The organism is Providencia sp. PROV130 (genome assembly GCF_028482225.1).
GTDB classification, from domain to species: domain Bacteria; phylum Pseudomonadota; class Gammaproteobacteria; order Enterobacterales; family Enterobacteriaceae; genus Providencia; species Providencia rettgeri.
Genome location: NZ_JAMPQC010000026.1, coordinates 60769 through 77293, shown reverse-complemented (window position 1 = coordinate 77293; position 16525 = coordinate 60769). Strand labels below are relative to the sequence as shown.

The following is a 16525-nucleotide window of genomic DNA, read 5'->3' as shown; positions in this document are numbered from 1 at the left end:
TTGATACGAAGATATGCACAATGTGTCTAATTGCGTAACAACACTTGAACCATTTAGTCAAGTGGCGGATAATTAGGTTAATTGATCTGAGTAGGTTTTAGCCTACGCATGAATTTACCGGTCACCGGTTTGGAGTAAAAAAATGAGTGATGATGCAGCTCTGCCTTTGCAATTTACTGATGCGGCAGCAATTAAAGTTAAAGATCTAGTCTCTGATGAGGACAACCCAAATCTGCGTCTGCGTGTTTATATCACTGGTGGCGGATGCAGCGGTTTCCAATATGGTTTCACATTTGATGACCAAATCAACGAAGGCGATATGACAATAGAAAAACAAGGTGTTGCTCTTGTCGTAGACCCAATGAGTTTACAATATTTAGTCGGCGGAAGTGTTGATTATACCGAAGGTTTGGAAGGTTCGCGTTTTATTGTGACTAACCCGAATGCTAAGTCTACTTGTGGGTGTGGTTCGTCCTTCAGCGTCTAATTTTCGTCATATTTCGAGCTGTGGCGGTGTTGGCTTCATTCAGCTACTCGGGTCACATACTTATGTATGCTCCCCGAGATACCTTCATTTGCCGCCTTGCCACAACTCGAACTATTTAGAAAATTTCTGTAATTCTTAATTCTTAATTCTTAATTCTTAATTCTTAATTCTTAATTCTTAATTCTTAATTCTTAATTCTTAATTCTTAATTGGATAGTGAGTTTAACTGTTTGCACAGTTGTTCGGTCGCGTTCACAATCCTTGGGCCTGCTCGATGAAACCAATCTTCGTTTAACCGAATAACTGGGACGTTGAGCTGGGAGTGCCAAAATTCTTTCACTGCTTTTTCCTGTTCTGCTGAGCCTGTCATGATAATCACATCTGGTTTGCGAGTAAGTACCTGCTCACGACTGACTTGTGGCCATTGAACTGAGCTATTAGCAAAAATATTTTCACTGCCACAAAACGTGACGACATCATTTTGCAGCGTGTGGTTACCCGCGCTAAATAAAGGCTGAGTGCCGAGTTGGATAAACACTCTCTTTGGTTTGTTATTAGAAATTTTTTTATTTTGATAAGGAGCTAGCTTAGCGCGCATTCTTTCCACATTTTGTTGTGCAAGCTCTGGGTTTGGACTGTATTGTGCCAACTCAGTGACTGAATTGATGACATCATCAATGGTTTGAGGGTCAAAATAAATAATTGGAATGCCGAGATTCGCAAGCTGATCAAGAGGGCGTTGAGGGTTGCCTCCTTGCCATGCGAGGATTAAATCAGGCCTAAGTGCGATAATACGCTCTACATTTAAACCTTGCCAATCAGATACTTGCTCTAGGTTTTTTGCTTGTTCTGGGTAATCGGAGTAAGCACTGACCGCAATTAAGCTATCCCCAAGTCCTGCTGCATAAGCAAGCTCAGTATTGGCAGGTGATAAGCTGATAACGCGTTGCTTTGCCGCTCCTAGAGCAGAAAAAGCCACCAATAAAGCACATAATAGAGTAATAGTAAGGGAGAAATAATGTGTTATTTTTTTCATAACAAAATTCATCGTGGCATTAAAAAGTATAACTAACAATTAGTTATACTTTTTATGAGGATTATTAAGCGAGTTTGGATAAAATTGCAGTGATCATTAATGACGATTGACGGGCAGCAACGGGTAAGAATTCATCGAAGCTTGTGTGGGATTCCTTATCAGCCACATCGGAAATGGCTCGGACGACGACAAACGGGATACCAAATTGGTGACACACTTGTCCAATCGCAGTGGCTTCCATTTCTACTGCCGCAACTTGCGGGAACATAGCCTTGATGCGAGCCAGTGGTTCAGCACCATTAATAAAAGCATCACCGCTACAAACTAAACCACGAACAGCGTTCATGTCCAATAACTGAATGCACTGCTCAGCAACTTCAATCAGTTTAGTATCTGCGACGAAAGCGGGTGGACATTGTGCCATTTGGCCAGGTTCATAACCGAATGCTGTCACATCTGCATCATGGTAACGAACCTCAGTAGAAACGACGATATCGCCGACGTTTAAACGAGGGTCTAAACCACCAGCAGAGCCAGTATTAATCACCACATCTGGTTGGCAATGCTCCAGTAATAGCGTTGTACCGATTGCGGCTGCAACTTTACCAATACCTGATTTTAATAACGCAACGTCAACACCATTAATTTGACCTGTATAAATTTCACAACCTGCACGGTTAATAGTTTGGCAATTTTCTATTTGCGAGCGCAAAATTGCCACTTCCTGTTCCATGGCACCAATTATTCCAACTTTCATTTTGTCTCCTTTTCCCTGCTCAATTTGCACTATTAGTGTCAATATTTTGACTAGGGACGATAATGTTTTATTGTGTTATTGCTGTATTCTTCGAGTGGGTTCGCAATTTTAATTGCAACAACTCAGATTTAGACAACGAAATTACAAAGATGCACGAAGTGTAACATTGAAAGGTGAGTCGTGAAGTTTTTTTCCTGTATTTAGGCTATATAATGAAGCATCAATCGAGATAGGGAAGGTGGCAGAGTGGGTGAGATTAATTTTGTTAAGAAGTTAAACTTTCAGCGCAACTACATGAGCAGTGCGAAAAACCAAAAAATTTCACCTAAAGATGAAGATGCGGTGAATCGCTTATTTGAAAGTGACCGTGGGCGAATTATTAATTCAGCTGCCATCCGCCGCTTACAACAAAAAACACAAGTTTTTCCCTTAGAGCAAAATGCAGCAGTGCGCAGTCGCTTAACTCACTCATTAGAAGTACAGCAGGTTGGCCGTTACATCAGTAAAACGGTTTTAGGCGAACTAAAAAAGAAAAAATTACTTGAACCTTATGGGCTAGATGAGCGGTGTGATGCTTTTGAGAGCTTAGTCGAAATGGCGTGCTTAATGCATGATATCGGCAATCCACCATTTGGGCACTTTGGTGAGGCTGCAATTCAACGGTGGTTTACTAAATTACTATCGCCAAGTTACTTATATACCCCCAATTCCCCTGATCCATGCCAAATACCTGCATTACAGTTAACTGGAAATGAAAAGCAAGATTTATTCCGTCGTCAATTAAAGCAGGATTTATGCTCATTTGAAGGTAATGCCCAAGGGTTACGTATGGCGCATCGCTTACTCAAATTAAATTTAACCTATGCGCAAGTGGGTTCTATTTTAAAGTATACGCGTGGAGCTTATGATTTGGCGCCAATTCCACCTGAGTTTGATTATTTGATGAAAAAACCAGGCTATTATTGGTCAGAAGTGGACTTTGTTAGTGAGCTAACTAAAAAGCTCGATATGGAAAAATATTGCCGTTTCCCGTTGTCCTATATTATGGAAGCGGCTGATGATATTTCATATTGTATTGCTGATTTGGATGATGCTGCGGAAAAAGGAATTTTTACTGTTGAGCAGTTGATTGAGTATTTAAAAGTAGAATGGGGAAATATTGAACAAAATGATTTATTCGATCAAACCATTATGCGAGCTTTCAATAATATCAGTGACAACCACACAAGGCGCATTCAGCAAGATCAATTCTTTATGTATTTGCGCGTAAATATCACAGGAAAATTGTCTCATTACAGCGCACAACAATTCATTAAGAATCTACCTGAAATTTATAACGGCACTTTTAACAGTGCTTTGTTAGAAGATAAGAGCCCAGAGCATAGGCTATTAAAAGTACTGAAAACAGTGGCTTTTAAACATGTATTTAATCACCATGAAGTTGAAGAGTTAGAGTTACAAGGCTATCGAATTATCAGTGGGTTATTAGATTTTTATAGTCCGCTATTGATGATGGATAGAGGTGATTTTGCTGACCTTGTGGACAAAAATTACCACAAGCATTTTTTCATTGAAACGAGGTTATTCCATAAGTTATCTAATAAGCATCGCTTATCTTACACGGAAGCACTTGAGAAAATTTCTGCAACGAATGAAGCAGATAAATCTATCCTTGAGTTTTATTATCGAGCTCGTTTGATTCAAGACTATATTAGCGGTATGACAGACCACTATGCCTATGAAGAATATCGTAAATTTATGGTTAGCAATTGATGCAATAACTGAAGAGCGGAATAAAAATAGAAAAGTAGTCAATCAAATGATAGGAAAACAGGTATAATAGCCTAGCCATTTTCCTTGATTAATTAGCGAAAAAAACAACGCATTAAAATTGAAAACTCGGCAATCATGATTTTTATAACTTAATACTCTGTAGTGACTACTTTATGGCTCAATTTTACTCTCCTAATCGCCGTACCACCCCACGCCGTCAAATCACGGTTGTTGCTGATAGCCTTGATGCCGCAGGGCAAGGTGTTGCCCGTATCGAAGGAAAAACCATTTTTGTAACAGGCTTATTGCCTGGAGAAGAAGCCCAAATTGAATTGACGGAAGAGAAACGGCATTTTGCTAAAGGAAAGGTGATTAAACGCCTGAGTACAAGCCCCCAAAGAGTCAAGCCACGGTGTCGTTATTTTAACCAATGTGGAGGGTGCCAACAGCAACATGTTGACATTGCACTACAAAGAGAAAGCAAAGCTCATGCTTTAGCTTATCTGATGCGACGTGAAACATCGCAAGATATATCCTGTACCGAGGTGATTTATGGTGAGTCATATGGCTATCGTCGCAGAGCTCGGTTGGGGTTACAATATCAGCCTAAAAATAAAAATGTCGTTATGGGGTTTCGTCAATCTCAATCTAACACATTAGTTGATATAAAAAATTGCCCTATATTATCCCCTGATCTGGATATCTTATTAAAACCACTTTCTGAATGCATTAACCAGCTCAGTAATAAAGCAAAACTGGGCCACGTAGAACTTATTCATGCAGGCAATAGCAAAATTGTATTGATTCGTTATTTAACGCCTCTTTCGTTATCAGATACTCAAAAGTTAAGCGATTTTGAAAATCAGCACGGAGTGTCTATCTGGTTAGCAGGTAATGATGAAAACTTACAGGCTCTATCACCAAATTCGCCACAACCTGAATATCAAGTTGCAGGGGAGATACTAAAATTTAACCCATTAAATTTTATTCAAGTGAACGGGCAAGTTAACCAGTTGATGGTAGAACAAGCTTTAGCATGGTTAGATCTAAACAGTGAAGATAGGGTATTAGACCTTTTTTGTGGAATGGGTAACTTTACGTTGCCTATCGCACGGCTAGTGAAATCCGTTGTGGGTGTTGAAGGTGTGGAAAATTTAGTCAAACAGGCACGAAATAACGCACAGCTCAATACTATTTGTAATGCGACATTCTATAATGAAAACTTAGAAGCCCAGATACACACACAACCTTGGGCGGCTCATGGCTTTAATAAAGTATTATTAGACCCGGCTAGAGCCGGAGCCGCTGGTGTTATGGAACATTTAATTAAACTGATGCCAGAAAAAATTGTCTATGTTTCATGTAACCCCACAACATTGGCAAGAGATAGCAAAGTTTTACTTGATGGGGGCTATCAGTTATTACAGTTGCGGATGCTAGACATGTTTCCGCATACTAGCCATTTAGAATCAATGGCGTTATTTATCCGTCGCCCAGAGGTTTAATAGGTAGGGAGAATATATGGTTGCAGTAAGAAGTGCGCATCTTACCCCAGCAGGTGAGTTCGCCCCAGAAAAGTGGGTTAACGGTCTGGGATTGAGCAATAAACAATCAGAAGAAAAGCTCATCCATACCTGGCAATATTGTCACGATAAACTAGCCGGACAAGAAATCGCCCCTCTGTTGCTGTGGCGCGGTATTGAAATGACCGAAATCCTATCGACATTAAGTATGGATATCGGCAGCTTACAAGCAGCTTTACTTTTTCCCTTAGTGGAAGAGGGGAAGTTGGAAGAGCAAGAAGTTATTGATGAATTTGGTCAATCCATTCATGAGCTCGTTAAAGGCGTGCTGGAAATGGATGCGATTCGTCAACTCAAAGCCACGCAATCGAGTGAAACAAGTTCGACACAAGTCGATAATATTCGCCGTATGCTATTGTCGATGGTGGAAGATTTCCGCTGCGTTGTCATTAAATTAGCGGAACGAATTGCACATTTACGTGAAGTCAAAGATGCAACTGAAGATGAGCGCGTTTTAGCGGCTAAAGAGTGCTCAAATATTTATGCCCCCCTAGCAAATCGCTTAGGAATTGGGCAATTGAAATGGGAGTTAGAAGACTTCTGTTTCCGTTATTTGCATCCCGATGAATATAAGAAAATCGCAAAGCTTCTCCATGAACGTCGTATTGACCGTGAAGAGTATATAGATACTTTTGTTACAACCTTACGTAAATACATGTTAAAAGAGAGTATTCAAGCAGATATCTACGGCCGGCCTAAGCATATTTATAGTATTTGGCGTAAAATGCAGAAAAAATCATTGGCATTTGATGAACTGTTTGATGTGCGAGCAGTGCGTATTGTCGTTGAACGTTTGCAAGATTGTTATGCTGCGTTAGGGATTGTACATACCCATTTTCGCCATCTTCCTGATGAATTTGATGACTATGTGGCGAACCCGAAACCTAATGGTTATCAATCTATTCATACAGTAGTGTTAGGGCCAAACGGCAAAACGCTTGAAATTCAAATTCGCACCCGCCAAATGCATGAAGATGCAGAGCTGGGGGTCGCGGCCCATTGGAAATACAAAGAGGGCGCGACTGGCATTGGCAAAGGCAGTAGTTACGAAAACCGCATTGCATGGTTACGTAAGCTGATCGCATGGCAAGAAGAAATGGCAGATTCTGGCGAAATGCTAGATGAAGTTCGTAGCCAAGTGTTTGATGATAGAGTGTATGTCTTTACTCCAAAAGGGGATGTGGTGGATTTACCAGCAGGCTCGACACCACTTGATTTTGCTTATCATATTCACAGTGATGTCGGTCACCGTTGTATTGGTGCAAAAATAGGTGGGCGTATTGTCCCATTTAGCTATCAATTACAAATGGGCGATCAAATTGAAATTATTACTCAAAAGCATCCAAATCCAAGCCGCGACTGGTTAAACCCTAATTTAGGATATGTCACAACCAGCCGTGGGCGAGCTAAAATCCAAAATTGGTTCCGCAAACAAGATAGAGATAAAAACATCCTTGCAGGGCGTCAAATTTTAGATAGCGAACTATCACAGCTTGATATCAGCCTTCGTGAAGCAGAAAAACTACTAATCGCACGCTACAATGTTCATTCATTGGATGAGGTTTTGGCTGGAATTGGCGGCGGTGATATTCGTATCAACCAATTAGTGAATTTCCTGCAAAGCAAATTTAATAAAGCCACTGCCGAAGAAGAAGACCGTGCGGCAATGAAGACATTAGAAAGTAAGTCTTCACTCCCAAGAGCACCATCTCATGGTAGCGGTCGAGTGGTGGTTGAAGGGGTTGGTAACCTAATGCACCATATTGCACGCTGCTGCCAGCCAATTCCAGGGGATGAAATTGTCGGTTTTATCACGAAAGGACGAGGTATTTCCATTCACAGTGCAGACTGCGAACAATTAGCTGAGCTGCAAAGCCATGCACCAGAACGCGTAATAGATGCAGTCTGGGGAGAAAACTACTCGAGTGGTTATTCTCTCGTGGTTAGAGTTATAGCTAATGACCGTAGCGGCTTGCTGCGTGATATCACGACAATATTAGCAAATGAGAAAGTTAATGTGCTTGGTGTCAGTAGCCGTAGTGATGTAAAACAGCAATTGGCAACGATAGATATGACTATTGAGCTGTATAACATTGAGGTGCTGAGTCGGGTGTTAGCTAAGCTGAATCAGTTGCCGGATGTTATAGAAGCAAAACGTCATTCTCAGTGATTTTCTTCATATTTTGAGTTGTAGGGGTGTTGGCTGCGCTTAGCTACTCGGGTCACATACTTGTGTATGCTCCCCGAGATATCTTCGCTTGCCGCCTACCTACAATTCAAACTATTTTGAAAATCGGTATATTTATATTCTAAAAATCCCTCTCTTCATGTTTTTAATTATTCTTTTCTATACAACTTCTGTTTCTTCATGAGTTAGTTAGCAAAAATTTCTTTTTTGGGAAAAATTTGTCGATTGCTCATCAACTCTGATAAGTTTGGGATAAAGGACAACTAGAAACAAAAAAATCAAAGGTTAATACAATGAGTCAGGCAAATCTTCAAATCGAACGTTTATTATCAATTATGAAACAGCTTCGAGATCCGCAAACAGGCTGTCCATGGGACAAAGTGCAAACGTTTAAAACGATTGCGCCATATACATTGGAAGAGACTTATGAAGTGCTTGATGCGATAGATCGTGAAGATTTTGACGACTTAAAAGGTGAGTTGGGAGATCTATTATTCCAAGTGGTTTTCTATGCGCAAATGGCGAATGAAAATTCATTATTTGATTTCAATGATATTTGCCAAGCGGTGAGTGATAAACTTGAACATCGCCACCCTCATATTTTTGATGCCAATAATACATTGAGTAGTGCTGAAGTGATTGATGGTTGGGAAAAGCGCAAATCGAAGGAACGAGCTGAAAAATCGCAATTTTCTGTGCTGGATGATATTCCAAATTCATTACCTGCCTTGATGAAAGCCTATAAAATTCAAAAGCGCTGTGCTTCCGTGGGTTTTGATTGGGATACCCTTGGCCCAGTGGTTGGGAAAGTCCAGGAAGAACTTGAAGAAGTTATGGAAGAAGCCACTCAGGTGGTTATTGATGGTGCGCGTCTTGAAGAGGAAATTGGTGATTTACTGTTTGCGACGGTTAACTTATCTCGCCATTTAGGCCACAAGCCCGAAATTGCGCTGCAAAAAGCGTGCAGTAAATTTGAACGACGTTTTAGGCAAATAGAAAAAAGTTTATCTGAAAGTGGCAAGTCTACAGAAAGTGCTACACTTGAGGAGATGGAGGCGCTTTGGCAGCAAATTAAGAGCCAAGAGTGACTGTAGTTATATTTCCCTTTATGGCCTGTTGGTGACGTTAGCTTACTTATGTTTTAGTTAGTTACCAGGGTATAGCCATACTTGCCACCAAGCTGTAACTCGAATTAGTCAGGATATAGTTATAGTAATTCGAGTATCTCGTTTTTACTTAGGTTTGTGCTTTCTATAATTAGCTCAAGAGGAACACCTGCCTTTAATAATTTAGAGGCAATTGCTAGTTGAGTTGCTTCACGACCTTCTTCCCTACCTTCCTCTCGACCTTCTATACGTCCTTGGTCTTTCAAGCGTTCTGCTATGTTCATAACAACTCCTTGATGACTATGAATTTGATTCGTTAGCTCTTTTACAATGCTAACAAAATCATGTGAATCAATAGTATAAAACCAGTAATAGAATATTTTGTCTATGTCATCTTCATCATTATAGTCTTGATTTATTGCTTGGGCTAGATGGGCGATTATCTGGTTAACGTCATCCCGCAAATTTTTATGTTTCATGGCTAGTTCCATCACGGCAATTTTGCGGTGCTTTAGCAGTTCGTTATCATCAATTACGGTCACATCAATTAAGGGAAGGGAATTAAAATAAAAATTATTCGCAAGTTCTGGATATTGGAAACAGTCTGTCCATAACTGAGAGTAGGGGTAGGTGTGGTTTTTCCATTATAAAATAGCATTGGAATGACAAAAGGTAGTGTTTTGTGGCCTTGCTGTAAATGTTGGCTCATAGCCTGAAAGGCATAGTGCATAAGACGCCAAGGCATCAGTTTATCAGGCACTGATTGATGTTCGACGAGAACATAAATATAGCCATCTCCATGAGCAGTCTCGACAGAGTACAGGACGTCAGATAAGCGAGAGCGCAGTTTAAGGTCAATGAATGATGAGTTAGTTAATTCTAATGTATCAAAATTACACAGTTGTTTAATATTTACAGGCAAATGAACATCAAAAAAATCTCGTGCATTACTAATTTTTGACATGAAGCCTTTGAATACTGAATCATGTGGGGTGTTATGGTAATCATTCGTCATGTTGAAAGTTTTCCCTTTTGTCCAATGACCCAATATTAACTAAATATTAGTGTAAATATAAAAAAGTTAATCCTAAAAACACAAGTGGTATTTAATGTAACATGTTGTAGTAGATGATGTTTTTTCACTTAGGTATTAGTGCTTCAAGGCGATGTCTATGCTGATACGTTTTTAGAAACACTCAGATTAAAGCTTCAAAAACAGTGAGTGAACTAGCATTTTTGGATGTTAAATGCTAGGTTGAAGAGTAAATAGTTATTCAAAATCAAAGTTAGTGCAGAATCGCATTTTTTATACTATACAATGAGCTGAAAGGATTTAGCTTTTGCATTTGAACTGTGTTAATCTATGAAAATAGACAAAGATGACTAATTTTGAAGCGATAAATAATTTTCGCTTTTAACTTGCTGATAATATTAGAGTATTGATGAAATTTAGCCTTATTATGCTTAGAACATTTGTAGCGAAATTAAGGTTCGGGTATACTGTTTTCCCGTCCTGTTATATCCATCATCTTTTAAACCTAAACTTTCAGGTTCAGCATGAAAACTAATTATATTTTTGTGACCGGCGGGGTCGTATCCTCTCTGGGTAAAGGCATTGCCGCAGCCTCTTTGGCGGCTATACTCGAAGCCCGTGGACTCAACGTGACTATTATGAAACTGGATCCCTACATCAACGTAGATCCAGGCACAATGAGCCCAACCCAACACGGGGAAGTTTTCGTTACAGAAGACGGCGCTGAAACTGACTTAGATTTGGGTCATTATGAGCGCTTCATCCGTACTAAAATGACTCGTCGTAATAACTTTACGACTGGGCGTGTTTACTCTGAAGTTCTGCGTAAAGAGCGCCGTGGCGACTACTTAGGCGCTACAATTCAAGTTATCCCTCATATCACTAATGAAATTAAAGACCGTATCATCCGTGGTGGCGAAGGCCATGACGTTGTTTTGGTTGAAGTTGGTGGTACAGTGGGTGATATTGAATCATTGCCATTCCTTGAAGCGATTCGTCAAATGGCTGCAGAAGTCGGCCGTGAGCGCACTTTATATTTGCACTTAACATTAGTGCCTTACCTTGCAGCTGCTGGTGAAGTGAAAACTAAGCCAACTCAACATTCTGTGAAAGAATTGCTGTCAATTGGTATCCAGCCAGACGTGTTAATCTGTCGCTCAGACAGAGTGATCCCTGCAAATGAACGTGCAAAAATCGCATTGTTCTGTAATGTGCCAGAGAAAGCGGTTATTTCTCTCAAAGACGTTGATTCAATTTATAAAATTCCAGCCTTGTTAAAATCACAAGGTTTGGATGAATACATCTGTAACCGCTTCCGCATTGATGCGCCAGAAGCTAATTTATCTGAGTGGGAACAAGTTATTTACGAAGAAGCTAATCCTGCAGGTGAAGTCACCATCGGAATGGTTGGTAAATATGTTGAGTTACCAGATGCGTATAAATCTGTAATTGAAGCATTAAAACACGGTGGCTTGAAAAACCGTTTAACTGTGAACATCAAATTGATTGATTCACAAGATATCGAAACGCGTGGTGTTGAGTTACTTAAAGATTTAGATGCTATTTTAGTACCAGGCGGTTTTGGTGAGCGTGGTGTTGAAGGTAAAATTCTGACTGCTCAATATGCACGTGAAAACAAGATTCCTTACTTAGGGATTTGTTTGGGTATGCAAGTTGCCTTGATTGAATTTGCACGTAATGTGGCCAATATGGCAGATGCAAATTCAACAGAATTTAAAGCGGATTGTAAATTCCCTGTTGTTGCGTTAATTACAGAATGGCGTGACGAAGAAGGAAACCTTGAAGTGCGTTCAGAAGAGAGCGACCTTGGTGGAACAATGCGTGTTGGTAGTCAACCATGCCACCTAGTGAATGGTAGTCTTGTACGTGAGATGTATGGTTCAGAAACCATTATTGAACGTCACCGTCACCGTTATGAAGTGAACAACTTACTGCTTAAACGCATTGAAGATGCGGGCCTGAAAATTGCAGGCCGTTCAGTAGATAACAAGCTGGTGGAAATTATTGAAAACCCAAATCATCCATGGTTTGTGGCTTGTCAGTTCCACCCAGAGTTCACCTCTACACCAAGAGATGGTCATCCGTTGTTTGCAGGTTTTGTTAAAGCCGCTGGTAAGTACCAGAAAGGTGAGTTGAAATAAGATATGGGGAAGTCGGCGCAGGCGCACCAACTTCCCAAAATTTAACTTGTACTGAGGAAAACCTAATGTCCAAAATTGTTAAAGTGATCGGTCGTGAAATCATTGACTCTCGTGGTAACCCAACTGTAGAAGCTGAAGTTCATTTAGAAGGTGGCTTTGTTGGTTTAGCTGCAGCACCATCAGGTGCGTCAACAGGTTCTCGTGAAGCTCTGGAACTGCGTGACGGTGATAAAGCACGTTTCCTGGGTAAAGGTGTTCTGAAAGCAGTTGCTGCTGTTAATGGTCCAATTGCAGAAGCGCTGATCGGTAAAGATGCTAAAGACCAAGCTAATATCGATAAAATCATGATTGATCTCGATGGCACTGAGAACAAATCTAAATTTGGTGCAAACGCAATTCTGGCTGTATCTTTAGCAAATGCTAAAGCAGCTGCGGCAGCGAAAGGTATGCCTCTGTATGAGCACATTTCTGACCTGAATGGTACTCACGGCCAATACTCTATGCCTCTGCCTATGATGAACATCATCAATGGTGGTGAGCACGCAGATAACAACGTTGATATTCAAGAATTCATGATCCAGCCTGTTGGCGCACCAACGCTGAAAGAAGCTGTTCGTATGGGCTCTGAAATTTTCCATCACTTAGCAAAAGTACTGAAATCTAAAGGTATGAATACAGCTGTAGGCGATGAAGGTGGTTATGCACCTAACTTAGAGTCAAACGCAGCGGCATTAGCAGCAATTAAAGAAGCGGTTGAGCAAGCAGGTTATGTGTTAGGTAAAGACGTAACGCTGGCAATGGACTGTGCAGCATCTGAGTTCTATAACGCAGAAACAGGCAATTATGAGCTGAAAGGCGAAGGCAAAACCTTCACTTCACAAGAGTTCACCCACTATTTAGAAGAACTGACTAAACAGTACCCAATCGTGTCTATCGAAGATGGTCTGAATGAGTCTGACTGGGATGGTTTCGCATACCAAACTAAAGTTCTTGGTGACAAAATCCAACTGGTTGGTGACGACCTGTTTGTAACGAACACTAAGATCTTGAAAGAAGGTATCGATAAAGGCATTGCTAACTCTATTCTGATCAAATTCAACCAAATTGGTTCTTTAACTGAAACTTTGGCTGCAATTAAAATGGCGAAAGATGCAGGCTATACTGCTGTTATCTCTCACCGTTCAGGCGAAACTGAAGATGCAACTATCGCAGATTTAGCAGTCGGTACAGCTGCAGGCCAAATCAAAACGGGTTCAATGAGCCGTTCTGACCGTGTTGCTAAATATAACCAACTGATTCGTATTGAAGAAGCATTAGGTAAAAATGCACCATTCAATGGCTTAAAAGAAGTTAAAGGCCAAGCGTAATTTTAGTTCGTTAACAAATTTATACTAAAGGAAGCCGATGGCTTCCTTTTTTTCGACTGAAATCTTTGCTGAGGACGCTATTTTTACTATATATTCCCAGTAATTTATGATTACCTCTAATGTATCGCAATAAATTTGGTTGGATTTTTAGTAAGCTTAATGATTGATTAGCCTTTTATTGCCCCACCTTATATTTAATAATTAATTTAAAATCAATCTATTAGATAGATGATTGATATGCGTATTTTTAGGAATAATATGCTAATTTATAGTGACTATTTTAGTATTTAATTCTTCGTTTTTTACGAATGGATAGGTAGGTTTTTCGGAGTTTATATGGAAAACGATTAAATTATACGGTGTAGATCGCACTTTTACTTCCTCCACATTTTAATTTCATACAATTAACTTTATATTCCAGCTCTTGCAAAAAAACATTAACAATAATACTCGAAAATAATTTGCTTCCGAGCTAATGGAGTTTACATGGACGCTTCCGAATCCCTACAACCAGCGGTCAGCCCGACCCCATCCAATAAACGGGGTTGGATCATTTTAGCGGTTGATATTGTTCTTCTGATCTTACTTTTAAAATATTTACCTTTTGATGACAAGGCAAATGCAGGCCTTGCAATGATGGTTTTTATCGGTGTGCTTTGGCTAACTGAAGCTATCCATGTCACTATTACTGCACTTTGTATCCCTATCCTAGCGGTTGGGCTTGGATTAATGAATACTGGGGAAGCGCTTAAATCATTCGCAAACCCAATTATTTTCCTATTCTTCGGTGGTTTTGCTTTAGCGACGGCTTTGCATATTCAGGGCTTAGACCGTCTAATTGCTAACCGCTTATTAATGGCTGCACGTGGTCGTTTATCAGTCGCAGTATTACTGTTGTTTGGTGTTACCGCGCTGCTATCAATGTGGATTAGTAACACAGCAACTGCTGCAATGATGTTACCCCTTGTATTAGGTATTTTATCTAACCTCGATGTTCGTCATGAACGTAATACGTTTGTGTTTGTTTTATTAGGTGTTGCTTATAGTGCCAGTATTGGTGGTCTAGGAACTATTGTGGGTAGCCCACCAAACGCGATTGCCGCTGCTGCGTTAGGTTTAGATTTCTTATCGTGGATGAAATACGGTATTCCTATCATGGTCGTGTTACTGCCTATGATGTTTGTGTTGATGTACATGATGTTACGTCCGAATTTGAAGCACCGTTTTGAAATTGAATTAGAGCACGTTAAATGGAATGGCAAACGTATTACAGCAATGGGGATTTTCCTGTTTGCGGTAGTTTGCTGGATCACCAGTACGTTTATTAGTGAAGCACTTGGTGGTGTGAAGGATCTCGACACCATTATTGCTATGATTGCTGCAATTTTGATTGGTATAACAGGGGTTGCTAGTTGGTCACAAATCCAAAAAAATACCGAGTGGGGTGTATTGATGCTGTTCGGTGGGGGGTTGACTCTCAGTGCAATTTTAAGTTCTTCAGGCGCAAGTAAAATTATGGCTGACTGGATGCAGATGACATTTGGGACAAGTCATTGGTTTGTGATTATCTTAGCGGTAACAACCTTTATTATTATCCTGACTGAATTCACTAGTAACACGGCAAGTGCTGCCCTGTTAGTGCCTATTTTTGCTACTGTAGCAGAAGCATTAGGTATGCCAGTTATTGTGTTAACGATGATTATTGGTATTGGTGCCTCTTGTGCGTTTATGTTACCTGTTGCGACTCCGCCAAATGCGATTGTATTCGGTTCTGGTTATATCAGGCAAATTGAAATGGTACGAGTTGGTGCAGTTCTGAACGTAGCGTGTATTATTGTTATCTCTCTATTTGCTTGGTTCTTTTGGCTATAAAGCAAACAAGAAAAATCACTAAATTGATTTTAGCTAAAAGTATAAAGTGAGAGAAACGCATTTTTACCTCACTTTCCCAACGACCTTACGGGCTCATTTTTAATGAGCCCGTTTTTCATTACTGTGCGACAAGCACTTGCTGGTTTTTCCCTATCTGTATTTTACCTGTGCCGTGCATTACAAAATCACTGTCGCCACGTAATGAAAAATTCATTGTTTGTATCAAACCTTTGACATCAATTGTATTTTGAGGGCAAAGAAAACTGTCTTTACATTGATATTGATGACTCTCAAATGAGATGATTCGGCCTAATAGCTTGGTATTTTCTCCCAGTTCTAATTGGCTGCCTTGGCTATAAGGGGTGTCTGTTTTAAATTTAGTACCTGAGTGAAGCACAGCTTCTCGTGGGGAAATTGAAGCACTTCCGGATGTACTCAGATAATTTTGAACTGCAGCTGTAATATTTAGTGCATTTTGTAGTTTTATACGATCGGCGAACACATTCAGTTTAGAAAGCTGTAACGGGCTGGCATGCTGTTGGCTGATGTTGATTTGGCTTGCGGGGCTAACTGAGAATTTTAATTGACTGTATTCATCTAGTGCTTTTGCTTCAAGCTGCTTCGTTTCTTTATTTTTAACATATTGTTTTTCTAACTTACCTGCAATTAAAGATAAGCTATTAATATTACTTATGGAGCCATCAGCCCAAGAGATCCCATTGGGATTAGCGATAATAAGATTCGCAGCTTGTCCTTTAATACCGAGGACACCTTTAATTTTACTTTCTTCTATTCCTGTTACTTCAGCCAATATCAGTTTTGCAGCTTTGTTTGCAAGCTGATCATTATCACTAATATCATTGTTAAAAATAAGACCATACTCATTAGAAGATAAACTTTCAAAAGTATTAAATGAAATATTGTTTTTTAGAGGGGCTTCTATATTAATAACTTTTGCTTTAGATACATCAGCTTGAGAAAGAGAGGAGATAGTGAAAATAGATAAAAAAGAACTTGTTAGAATGATAAATTGCATTTTTTTATTCATTACATTTCCTTGTAATAACAACCCTATAGATATGACATAATATAATCTATTTTATTTTTAATTAGCATATTAAAAAATATTATAGGAGTTATAAAAAATAATTATTTTAAATT

The 16525-nt window shown here is 39.7% G+C and carries 12 protein-coding genes and 1 pseudogene; 8 read left to right on the top strand and 5 right to left on the bottom strand.

Annotated elements, in window-relative coordinates:
* Window positions 1–142: 142 nt before the first annotated feature.
* Entirely contained in the window at window positions 143–487 is a 345-nt protein-coding gene (gene erpA, locus PSF28_RS18100) for an iron-sulfur cluster insertion protein ErpA (RefSeq protein WP_004260480.1), read from the top strand.
* Window positions 488–692: 205 nt separating this feature from the next.
* On the opposite strand, the gene btuF is transcribed toward erpA, so the two are convergent.
* Together btuF and mtnN are read right to left on the bottom strand one after the other, a co-directional pair.
* Entirely contained in the window at window positions 693–1523 is an 831-nt protein-coding gene (btuF, locus tag PSF28_RS18095; protein WP_210836132.1) for a vitamin B12 ABC transporter substrate-binding protein BtuF, read from the bottom strand.
* Between the two features lie 64 nt (window positions 1524–1587).
* On the bottom strand, window positions 1588–2280 hold the full coding sequence (mtnN, locus tag PSF28_RS18090) for a 5'-methylthioadenosine/S-adenosylhomocysteine nucleosidase (protein WP_272665697.1): 693 nt from the start codon (window positions 2278–2280) through the stop codon (window positions 1588–1590).
* A 246-nt stretch (window positions 2281–2526) separates the two neighbouring features.
* Between mtnN and dgt the strand changes: the two genes are divergently transcribed.
* The 4 genes from dgt to mazG all read left to right on the top strand — a co-directional run bounded on the left by dgt (window position 2527) and on the right by mazG (window position 8912).
* Complete coding sequence (gene dgt, locus PSF28_RS18085; RefSeq protein WP_210836128.1) at window positions 2527–4053, top strand: dGTPase; 1527 nt, start codon at window positions 2527–2529, stop codon at window positions 4051–4053.
* Between the two features lie 173 nt (window positions 4054–4226).
* Complete coding sequence (gene rlmD, locus PSF28_RS18080) at window positions 4227–5558, top strand: 23S rRNA (uracil(1939)-C(5))-methyltransferase RlmD (RefSeq protein ID WP_210836126.1); 1332 nt, start codon at window positions 4227–4229, stop codon at window positions 5556–5558.
* Between the two features lie 16 nt (window positions 5559–5574).
* Entirely contained in the window at window positions 5575–7806 is a 2232-nt protein-coding gene (gene relA, locus PSF28_RS18075) for a GTP diphosphokinase (protein ID WP_272665700.1), read from the top strand.
* A 311-nt stretch (window positions 7807–8117) separates the two neighbouring features.
* Window positions 8118–8912 (top strand): nucleoside triphosphate pyrophosphohydrolase, encoded by a 795-nt coding sequence (gene mazG / locus PSF28_RS18070; RefSeq protein ID WP_210836122.1) that lies wholly within the window; start codon window positions 8118–8120, stop codon window positions 8910–8912.
* 119 nt (window positions 8913–9031) lie between these two features.
* Here mazG and PSF28_RS23610 read toward each other — a convergent pair.
* Together PSF28_RS23610 and PSF28_RS23605 are read right to left on the bottom strand one after the other, a co-directional pair.
* Window positions 9032–9505: pseudogene (locus tag PSF28_RS23610) on the bottom strand (Rpn family recombination-promoting nuclease/putative transposase); the annotation flags it as partial.
* A complete protein-coding gene (locus PSF28_RS23605) occupies window positions 9478–9894 on the bottom strand; it encodes an Rpn family recombination-promoting nuclease/putative transposase (protein WP_336298960.1) in 417 nt (138 codons plus the stop codon). The pseudogene PSF28_RS23610 and the gene PSF28_RS23605, both read right to left, overlap by 28 nt.
* 593 nt (window positions 9895–10487) lie before the next feature.
* Here PSF28_RS23605 and pyrG point away from each other — a divergent pair.
* The 3 genes from pyrG (at window position 10488) to PSF28_RS18050 (ending at window position 15364) form a co-directional block, all read left to right on the top strand.
* A complete protein-coding gene (gene pyrG, locus PSF28_RS18060; RefSeq protein ID WP_210836118.1) occupies window positions 10488–12125 on the top strand; it encodes a glutamine hydrolyzing CTP synthase in 1638 nt (545 codons plus the stop codon).
* Between the two features lie 65 nt (window positions 12126–12190).
* Complete coding sequence (gene eno, locus PSF28_RS18055; RefSeq protein WP_004260453.1) at window positions 12191–13492, top strand: phosphopyruvate hydratase; 1302 nt, start codon at window positions 12191–12193, stop codon at window positions 13490–13492.
* A 486-nt stretch (window positions 13493–13978) separates the two neighbouring features.
* Window positions 13979–15364: a DASS family sodium-coupled anion symporter gene (locus PSF28_RS18050; protein ID WP_004913667.1), complete on the top strand. Its 1386-nt coding sequence runs from the start codon at window positions 13979–13981 to the stop codon at window positions 15362–15364.
* A 118-nt stretch (window positions 15365–15482) separates the two neighbouring features.
* Here the strand turns inward: PSF28_RS18050 and PSF28_RS18045 are convergent, their stop codons facing one another.
* Window positions 15483–16412: a two-partner secretion domain-containing protein gene (locus PSF28_RS18045; RefSeq protein ID WP_272685431.1), complete on the bottom strand. Its 930-nt coding sequence runs from the start codon at window positions 16410–16412 to the stop codon at window positions 15483–15485.
* Between the last annotated feature and the right edge of the window lie 113 nt (window positions 16413–16525).

Excerpts from the sequence above, each read along its gene's own strand:
- btuF (WP_210836132.1), bottom strand. The coding sequence starts at position 1,523 with ATGAAAAAAATAACACATTATTTCTCCCTTACTATTACTCTATTATGT.
- mtnN (WP_272665697.1), bottom strand. The coding sequence starts at position 2,280 with ATGAAAGTTGGAATAATTGGTGCCATGGAACAGGAAGTGGCAATTTTG.
- rlmD (WP_210836126.1), top strand. The coding sequence starts at position 4,227 with ATGGCTCAATTTTACTCTCCTAATCGCCGTACCACCCCACGCCGTCAA.
- PSF28_RS23605 (WP_336298960.1), bottom strand. The coding sequence starts at position 9,894 with ATGTCAAAAATTAGTAATGCACGAGATTTTTTTGATGTTCATTTGCCT.
- PSF28_RS18045 (WP_272685431.1), bottom strand. The coding sequence starts at position 16,412 with ATGAATAAAAAAATGCAATTTATCATTCTAACAAGTTCTTTTTTATCT.
- pyrG (WP_210836118.1), top strand. The coding sequence starts at position 10,488 with ATGAAAACTAATTATATTTTTGTGACCGGCGGGGTCGTATCCTCTCTG.
- relA (WP_272665700.1), top strand. The coding sequence starts at position 5,575 with ATGGTTGCAGTAAGAAGTGCGCATCTTACCCCAGCAGGTGAGTTCGCC.
- PSF28_RS18050 (WP_004913667.1), top strand. The coding sequence starts at position 13,979 with ATGGACGCTTCCGAATCCCTACAACCAGCGGTCAGCCCGACCCCATCC.
- erpA (WP_004260480.1), top strand. The coding sequence starts at position 143 with ATGAGTGATGATGCAGCTCTGCCTTTGCAATTTACTGATGCGGCAGCA.
- mazG (WP_210836122.1), top strand. The coding sequence starts at position 8,118 with ATGAGTCAGGCAAATCTTCAAATCGAACGTTTATTATCAATTATGAAA.
- eno (WP_004260453.1), top strand. The coding sequence starts at position 12,191 with ATGTCCAAAATTGTTAAAGTGATCGGTCGTGAAATCATTGACTCTCGT.